Raw genomic sequence first — 7997 nt, forward strand, 5'->3', positions numbered from 1 at the left:
GCGAACATGCACAAAATTATTCATATTGATATGGATGCGTTTTATGCCTCGGTAGAGCTGCGTGAACGTCCAGAACTGAAAGACTCACCTGTGGTGATTGCTTCGCATCATCCTCGGGCAGTGGTCGCGGCTGCCTCTTATCCGGCACGGGTTTATGGCCTGCGTTCTGCCATGTCCATGGGACAGGCGCGCAAACTCTGTCCTCAGGTCATCGTGATTGAGCCGGATTTTGCCAAATACCGGCAGGTATCTGCACAGATTCATCAGATCTTCCAGCAATATACTTCCCTGATTGAACCACTGTCTCTAGATGAAGCCTTTCTGGATGTCACAGAGAATTTAAAACAAATTCCAAGTGCTACTGAAGTCGCCATGCAGATTCGTGAGGATATTTTTCAAGCCACCGGATTAACCGCTTCTGCTGGTGTAGCGCCCAACAAGTTTCTCGCTAAAATTGCTTCGGACTGGCACAAACCGAATGGCATCTGTGTGATTAAACCTTCGCAGGTACAGCATTTTATCCAGGATTTGCCACTGAAAAAAATTCCCGGCGTGGGAAAAGTCACTCAGGAAAAACTGAAAAGCCTGAATCTAGAAACTTTAGGCGATTTACATCAAATTGATGAAGCCTTGCTGATTCAGCATTTTGGCAAATATGGCCGGCGGCTATTTTTGTATGCTCAAGGCATTGATGAACGACCGGTCGAAGTGGAACGGGAACGCCAGCAAATTTCCAAAGAAACCACTTTTGATGATGACCTGCATCTGAACCAATGTCGCCCCTATTGGGAGCCTTTACTTGGACAAGTATGGCAAAGCCTGCAAAAAAAACAGCTTTCTGCTCGCGGCGTTACGGTCAAATTAAAACTCAAGAATTTTCAGGTGATGCAACACAGTAAAAGTTTTAAACAGGTGCTGCGTAGCCCACAGGAATTAGCCCAAGCCTTGGACTTACTGCTCGACGACCTGCATATTGCTCCGCAGATGCAATTTCGGCTGATCGGCGTCGGCGTGTATCAGCTCAGCGTCCCCGAAACTGAAACCCAGTTATTGCTACTCTAAACCTTTTTTGATCATGTTTTAGGCATCAGTTTAAAAATACGGCAACTTTGTTTTTACATTTTGATTTTTTAGAGTACTCTATCTGCGCAATGCATTATCCATGTATGTGCCGAGATGCTGAAAATCACCTTTACTTTCAGCATGATGTCCTGTGATTAGCGTGACGATCAAATCCGAATATTGCAGGGCAACTCTGATGTAACTCATGGAATCCCCTCCTGCATATCTTCTGTAAATTCTTCTGTTGTTCAAGAACAACGCGCACGTAAAGCTGCGCTGTCTAGTTTTGTTGGTGCTGTTGTCGATTGGTATGATTTTCTCCTTTATGGCATTGTTGCAGCCTTAATTTTTAAAGATCAGTTTTTCCCAGTATTGGCGAGAACATGGGTACCCTTGCGGCTCTGGCCACCTTTGGGGTCGGCTTCCTGTTTCGTCCTTTAGGTGGTGTGGTATTTGGTCACTTTGGTGACAAGCTCGGCCGTAAAAAAATGCTGGTACTTACGGTAATCCTGATGGGAATTTCCACGGTCGGGATTGGTCTGCTGCCAAATTTTGAAGCAATTGGCTGGTGGGCTCCGGTGCTGTTGGTGTTTTGCCGTGCCTTGCAAGGCTTTGCCGTGGGTGGTGAATGGGGCGGCGCAGCTCTGATGGCAGTTGAAAATGCACCCAAGGGTAAAAAAGCCTTTTATAGCAGTGGCGTTCAGGTCGGCTATGGTGTTGGCTTGGTATTGGCCACCGGTGCAGTGTCGATTATTATTGCGACACTGGGTGAAGAAGCCTTTGCCGAGTGGGCATGGCGTATTCCCTTTCTGGCCAGCATCGTACTGTTAGCTGTGGCGATGTGGATCCGCCGTGATCAGGATGAATCTCAAGAGTTTGTGGAAAAGGTGGTGAAAGCAGACCATCAGCCAGAAAAACTGCCGATCTTGCAGGCCATTAGCAAACATCCTAAAGCTTTCTTCTATATCATTGCTTTACGTCTGACTGAATTGCTGACCATGTATCTGGTCACCAACTTTGCCCTGAACTATTCCACCACTAACTTGGGCATGGACAAACAGTTCTTCCTGAATATCACGCTGATGGTCGGTGCCATCAGCTGTTTCAGTATTCCCTTCTTTGCCTGGCTGGCGGATAAATTCAATCATCAGAAAATGTGTGTCTGGGGCGGTTTGATTGGTGCGCTTTCGGCTTTTCCATTCTTTATGGCACTCGATGCACAAAACACCTGGATGATCATTGTCGGGGCAATTTTACTGGCGAACGTCGCACACGATATGGTGGTCAGTGTCCATCAACCGATTTTCACCTCACTGTTTGGCACCGAATACCGCTACAGCGGTGCCGGAGTTGGTTATCAGGTGGCGAGTATCATTGGGGGTGGATTTACCCCATTTATTGCAGCGGCACTGGTGATTTGGGCAGATGGTTCATGGCATTATGTAGCCATCTATCTGGCGGTGGGTTGTCTGCTGACTGCATTGGTCGCAGCCCTGATGCCCAAAACTCAGGATGAATAACATGACAGTTGAACGTTTACACGTATCGAAACGCTTTTCGGAAATTGCCATTGCCGGTAATCTGGTACATCTCGCCGGCCAGCTCGCCACAGATGTTGAACTGGATATTAAAGGGCAAACCCAACAGACTTTAGATACTATTGACCAGTTTCTGGCAGATGCCGGCACAGACAAAAGTCACATCATGTCGGTAACTATCTATTTGAAAGATATTGAAAAGGATTATGCAGCCTTCAATGAAGTCTGGGATGCCTGGGTCGCTGATATCGAAGCCCTGCCTCGTACCTGTGTCGAAGCAAAACTCTATGATCCACGGGTATTGGTCGAGCTGACCGTCGTGGCGGTTAAACCAGAATAATGGTTCAAGATCGATATTCATAAAAAAAGCATGCTTCTGGCATGCTTTTTTGTTTTAACCGACTGCTTTGATTTTACTGCGCTCTAAATCCGAATATAAATAATATTTTTTCAGATCATTGCTAACTGTATATTTGGGCATTTTCTGCATTTGCGCTTGCTCCTGTAAGAAGTCCTGGCGCAACTGATAATATTCTGGCACATCATCGTAGCGAATCACCCGATAACCGGCCATGGTTAGTAATGCATCCTGAAAACCCGTCTGTTGGGGACGCTTCAAAATTAATGGGTCATCCACTCCCACCACGGCTAGAATCTGGTGCTGCTGATCCAGAATTACAAAATCTGCAGTCAGGTTGCGGTACTTATGTCGAGTCCGGTTAAATTTAGTCGTCATTAAGGCATCATAGGAAACATGTGCCAGAATAATGTATTCAGGTAATACTTCTCTCAGGCGAGTGAAGGTCAATTGCTCATTCAGGTTAAAAATAGCACGCTGCTTTAACGCGCTGTCTTGTGGTTTGGAATTATTTCCGAGCTTTTTCCATGCCATGAGCACGACACAGAAGAGCAGGAAACTCCCAATCATAATATAGGTGGTCATGCCTAAATCCTTGCATTCTTATAATCATTTTTGTTTTATTGTTGTGCAGTATAAACCCACGCTTTATTTTAAATAGAGCTAACAACCAATCTGTTTAAATACCCATACAACTGGTATCAAAACTCGATTCTGTGTTACCTAAAGTGACATCTCTCTGGATGCCAATGAAAGTGGATTTAAAGTACTGATAATGCACTCTAAAACATCCATGGAATTGATCGCAATACATATCTGCCCAACTGTAGGACAATTCCGACAAAGTGTTATTTTTATATCACTTTTTTAAAGAACTTAACGCAAATAATATATTCTTTTACACTTTCAACGAACAAGCTCAGGCTACGTTACTTTACCCAAGAGCTAAAAAAAGACACCGAAGTGTCTTTTTATTAACTTAATTATGCACGTGATTTGGGCTTCGCTTTAGGCTTTGGCCCACCAAACGGTTTTTTGGCATCGCCTGTTTCACGCGGCGGCAAACCTGTGTGCTGGGTCAGAATTTGCCCACGTTCAGGACGCTTCTTGGTATTTGAAGGACGAGACTGAGCTTGTGCAGCCTTGCTACGATTCCCTTGCTCACCAGTACGTTTTTGCGAATCACCGGCAACCGTCGAGTTTTTCTTACGCGCCGATTGATACTGACCGTCTGCACTGCCTACAGGCTGATAAGTCGGAATCAAATGCTGTTTCGAGTTACCAATCAAATCCTGACGACCCATTTCTTTCAGGGCTTCACGCAATAACGGCCAGTTGTTTGAATCATGATAACGCAAGAAAGCTTTGTGCAAACGACGACGCTTCTCACCTTTCACAATGTCGACATTTTCAGTATAACGCGCCACTTTCGCCAGCGGGTTTTTACCAGTGTAGTACATAGTAGTTGCAGTCGCCATTGGTGAAGGATAGAAGGTCTGTACCTGATCGGCACGGAAACCATTCTTCTTCAACCAAATCGCCAGATTCATCATGTCGTAATCGGTGGTGCCCGGATGCGCCGCGATGAAGTAAGGAATCAAGTATTGTTCCTTACCGGCTTCTTTACTGTAACGATCAAACATTTGCTTGAAGCGGTCATAGGTACCAATACCCGGCTTCATCATTTTATTGAGTGGACCTTTCTCGGTATGTTCAGGCGCAATTTTTAAGTAACCACCGACATGATGGGTGACAAGTTCTTTGACATATTCAGGGTTTAAAACCGCAAGGTCATAACGTAGGCCTGAACCAATCAGAATTTTTTTAATGCCTGGTAAAGAACGTGCTTTACGATATAACTGCGTCAATGGCGCATGGTCGGTATGCAGGTTTTGGCACACGCCCGGGAATACACATGACGGTTTACGACAGTTCTTTTCAATCTCAGGATCTTTACATGCCAGACGGTACATATTGGCTGTTGGGCCACCCAGGTCCGAGATAATGCCAGTAAAGCCTGGAGCCGTATCACGGATTTTTTCCACTTCACGCAGAATCGATTCTTCAGAACGGTTCTGAATAATACGACCTTCATGTTCCGTAATCGAACAGAAAGTACAGCCACCGAAACAGCCACGCATGATGTTCACAGAGAATTTGATCATGTCAAACGCAGGGAAACGGGCATTGCCATACGCAGGATGCGGCAGACGTGCATAAGGCAGGTCAAACACATAGTCCATCTCTTCCGTAGTCAACGGAATTGGCGGTGCATTCAACCAGACATCACGTTCACCATGCTTTTGCACCATGGCACGCGCATTCCCCGGATTGGTTTCCAGATGTAGAATACGGTTGGCATGTGCATAGAGCACTGGATCTGCAGCAACTTCTTCAAAAGCAGGCAAACGGATTACGGCCAATTCGCGCGGCGGTAACTTATGTTTAATCGCTTTAGAAGCCGGTTGCAGTTGCACAATTTGCGTATCAGGATCTAAGTCATCCCCTGCTCGCACAATCGGATTGGCGACATGTTCTTTTTGGAAACCTTGGTACTGACTAGAATCCTTGCCTTGTTCAATCTCACAACCCTCGATATCTTCAGTCATGACATACGGGTTAATAATTGGATCAACACGGCCAATGGCATCGACATCATTCGATGCAATTTCAACAAATTTGGCTTTAGAGGCACGGTTGTGTTTATTCACAATGAACGCAGTACCGCGAACATCAGTAATCTCGTGAATTTTCTCGCCACGTGCCAGACGATGCATAATTTCAGTGATTGAGCGTTCGCCATTACCGTACATCAAAAGATCGGCCTTTGAATCCATCAACACCGAACGACGCACTTTGTCTGACCAGTAGTCATAATGCGCAATACGACGTAATGATGCTTCAATACCGCCCAATAATACCGGTACATCCGGATAAGCTTCACGGACACGCTGGCAATACACGGTTGCCGCACGGTCTGGACGTTTGTTTGGCTGATTGTCTGGTGAATAGGCATCATCAGAACGGATTTTACGGTCAGCCGTATAACGGTTGATCATGGAATCCATATTCCCTGCAGTCACACCCCAGGCAATATTCGGTTTACCTAAAACGCGGAACGCATCCACGCTGGTCCAGTCTGGCTGTGCAATAATACCGACACGGAAGCCTTGTGCTTCTAGCGTACGACCAATAATGCCTGAACAGAAAGACGGATGATCGATATAAGCATCACCACAAACTAAAATAAAATCACAGCTGTCCCAGCCGAGTTGATCCATTTCCTCGCGTGACATCGGCAAAAATGGCGCAGGGTCAAAACAAGACGCCCAATATTTGTCGTAATCAAACAACGCTTTTGGCGCAGTCTGCATGGTATAAGCAGTAGACATGGCTAGCAATTCTCGGCTGGCAGATGATAGGAGATCTAAAAATAAGATCAAAGATGAAAGCCGATTATTTTACCATGAATCGGCCCTAGCTTGCTTGATTATAATTTATACAAAATCAGAGACTAACTGAATCACGCTCTATTTGTCACTTGAATCTAAAGTTTAAATATATCAAAAAAGAAATTGATCTGATTTATTAGGTTGAAAGACTGGACAGAGTCTCTAATTAGAACGGAGTTTTAAACTGAATGCCAAACCCACTAGTAATAACGTGGTAATAAACACAGTTAATCCTATCCAGCCATAATTTTCCCATACCAATCCGCTTGAGCTCCCCAACACACTTGAACCCAGATAATAGCAAAATAAATACAGCGACGAACCGACTGCCCGATACTGTAACGACTGGATCGACACCCAGCTACTGGCGGTCGAATGGGCAGCAAAAAAAGAAAAAGTAAAAATCAGCAATCCAATAAAAACAATAACCAACTGATTGATCAGCATCAGCGTCAAGCCCGCAAGCATCATCAGAATCATGGCTACCAATATTCTGAATTTGCCATAATGCCGTCCCCAGTATGCTGCTCGAGGGGAGCTATAAATACCGGCCAAATAAGTAATCGAAATCACACCAATCCAGACATGAGATAGCTCAAATGGCGCTTGGATCAAGCGATAACTCAGATAATTAAATACCGAGACAAAGCAGCCCATCAAGATAAAACCTTGCAGGAATAAAACCCGAAGTTTCGGATCAGCAAGATTCTGCCTAAATGAGTTTTTAAAACGATTCAGCTTGATTGGATAGGCTTTAAAATGTTGCGAAGCGGGTAATAGGTAATAAAATAAGCCTGCAATACAGAGATTTAAAATACCAATCAACAAAGTAGCAGATTGCCAAGAGATAAAATCAACTAAAACTCCGGCAATTAAACGCCCGCCCATACCACCTATCGCTGTGCCAGAAATATATAAGCCCATGGCAAAACCGATATCTTTTTCTGCAATTTCTTCCCCGATATAAGTCATCGCGACTGCTGCGACACCACTGACTGTCAATCCAATCATTACTCGTGTGGTCAAAAACACGGACCAGATCGGCAATATTGCACTTAATAGTAATAATACTGAGACTGAAAATAGAGACCAGACCATAATCGGCTTACGACCAAATCGGTCTGATATTAGTCCAGTAAAAATCAGGCCAACTGCCAAGGCAATAGTAGAAAAAGATAAAGGGAAACTGCTTTGCGTCGGGCTGACCTGGAAATAATCGGCCAGAATCGGCATCATGGGCTGTACGCAATACAGCGATGAAAAAATGGCAAAGCCAGCAAGAAATAAGGAAAAAAGCACTGCTTTAAAAGCAGAAGAGCCATATTCAATATGACTTGAAGATGAATTTGAGGACATATCCGCTCCATAGACCGGTTCAGTATACGCCTCTCAATTTTATTTTTATGTGATGTTTCAGTCGAAATAGCACATAAATAACATTTATTTGACTAAATTCCACGCATAAGAAAACACCCCCGGCCTTATGGTCGGGGGTGTTTCGAATAATGAGCTGGCGATGACTTACTCTCACATGGGTAACCCCACACTACCATCAGCGCTAAGAGGTTTCACTTCTGAGTTCGGGAA

The 7997-nt window shown here is 44.7% G+C and carries 6 protein-coding genes, 1 rRNA gene and 1 pseudogene; 3 read left to right on the top strand and 5 right to left on the bottom strand.

The window, feature by feature from the left end; translation table 11 throughout:
- Window positions 1–6: 6 nt before the first annotated feature.
- Window positions 7–1062, top strand: a complete 1056-nt coding sequence (gene dinB / locus NI464_RS09650) for a DNA polymerase IV (RefSeq protein ID WP_253138252.1) — start codon at window positions 7–9, stop codon at window positions 1060–1062.
- Window positions 1063–1140: 78 nt separating this feature from the next.
- Here dinB and NI464_RS15880 read toward each other — a convergent pair whose 3' ends face one another.
- Complete coding sequence (locus NI464_RS15880) at window positions 1141–1269, bottom strand: hypothetical protein (protein WP_004644884.1); 129 nt, start codon at window positions 1267–1269, stop codon at window positions 1141–1143.
- Between the two features lie 15 nt (window positions 1270–1284).
- On the opposite strand from NI464_RS15880, the pseudogene shiA reads away from it, so the two are divergent.
- Both shiA and NI464_RS09660 read left to right on the top strand, forming a co-directional pair.
- A pseudogene (shiA, locus tag NI464_RS09655) lies at window positions 1285–2582 on the top strand (shikimate transporter).
- 1 nt (window position 2583) lies between these two features.
- A complete protein-coding gene (locus NI464_RS09660; RefSeq protein WP_004644882.1) occupies window positions 2584–2940 on the top strand; it encodes a RidA family protein in 357 nt (118 codons plus the stop codon).
- Window positions 2941–2994: 54 nt separating this feature from the next.
- Here NI464_RS09660 and NI464_RS09665 read toward each other — a convergent pair whose 3' ends face one another.
- The 4 genes from NI464_RS09665 to rrf all read right to left on the bottom strand — a co-directional run.
- A complete protein-coding gene (locus NI464_RS09665; RefSeq protein WP_004732580.1) occupies window positions 2995–3543 on the bottom strand; it encodes a DUF2726 domain-containing protein in 549 nt (182 codons plus the stop codon).
- Window positions 3544–3941: 398 nt separating this feature from the next.
- The gene (locus NI464_RS09670) at window positions 3942–6350 is read right to left on the bottom strand and encodes a YgiQ family radical SAM protein (RefSeq protein WP_004644879.1); all 2409 of its coding nucleotides are present in this window, start codon (window positions 6348–6350) and stop codon (window positions 3942–3944) included.
- A gap of 222 nt (window positions 6351–6572) precedes the next feature.
- Window positions 6573–7766, bottom strand: coding sequence for an MFS transporter (locus NI464_RS09675; protein WP_253138253.1), 1194 nt, complete (start codon window positions 7764–7766; stop codon window positions 6573–6575).
- 152 nt (window positions 7767–7918) lie between these two features.
- Window positions 7919–7997: ribosomal RNA gene (gene rrf, locus NI464_RS15955) — 5S ribosomal RNA — on the bottom strand; the annotation flags it as partial.

Origin of the sequence: Acinetobacter lwoffii, from assembly GCF_024129685.1 — a bacterium.
GTDB lineage: Bacteria > Pseudomonadota > Gammaproteobacteria > Pseudomonadales > Moraxellaceae > Acinetobacter > Acinetobacter lwoffii_X.

What these genes read in the sequence shown, in the direction of transcription:
- dinB (WP_253138252.1), top strand. Translation starts at nt 7, where the DNA reads ATGCACAAAATTATTCATATTGATATGGATGCGTTTTATGCCTCGGTA.
- NI464_RS09660 (WP_004644882.1), top strand. Translation starts at nt 2,584, where the DNA reads ATGACAGTTGAACGTTTACACGTATCGAAACGCTTTTCGGAAATTGCC.
- NI464_RS09675 (WP_253138253.1), bottom strand. Translation starts at nt 7,766, where the DNA reads ATGTCCTCAAATTCATCTTCAAGTCATATTGAATATGGCTCTTCTGCT.
- NI464_RS09665 (WP_004732580.1), bottom strand. Translation starts at nt 3,543, where the DNA reads ATGACCACCTATATTATGATTGGGAGTTTCCTGCTCTTCTGTGTCGTG.
- NI464_RS09670 (WP_004644879.1), bottom strand. Translation starts at nt 6,350, where the DNA reads ATGTCTACTGCTTATACCATGCAGACTGCGCCAAAAGCGTTGTTTGAT.
- NI464_RS15880 (WP_004644884.1), bottom strand. Translation starts at nt 1,269, where the DNA reads ATGAGTTACATCAGAGTTGCCCTGCAATATTCGGATTTGATCGTCACG.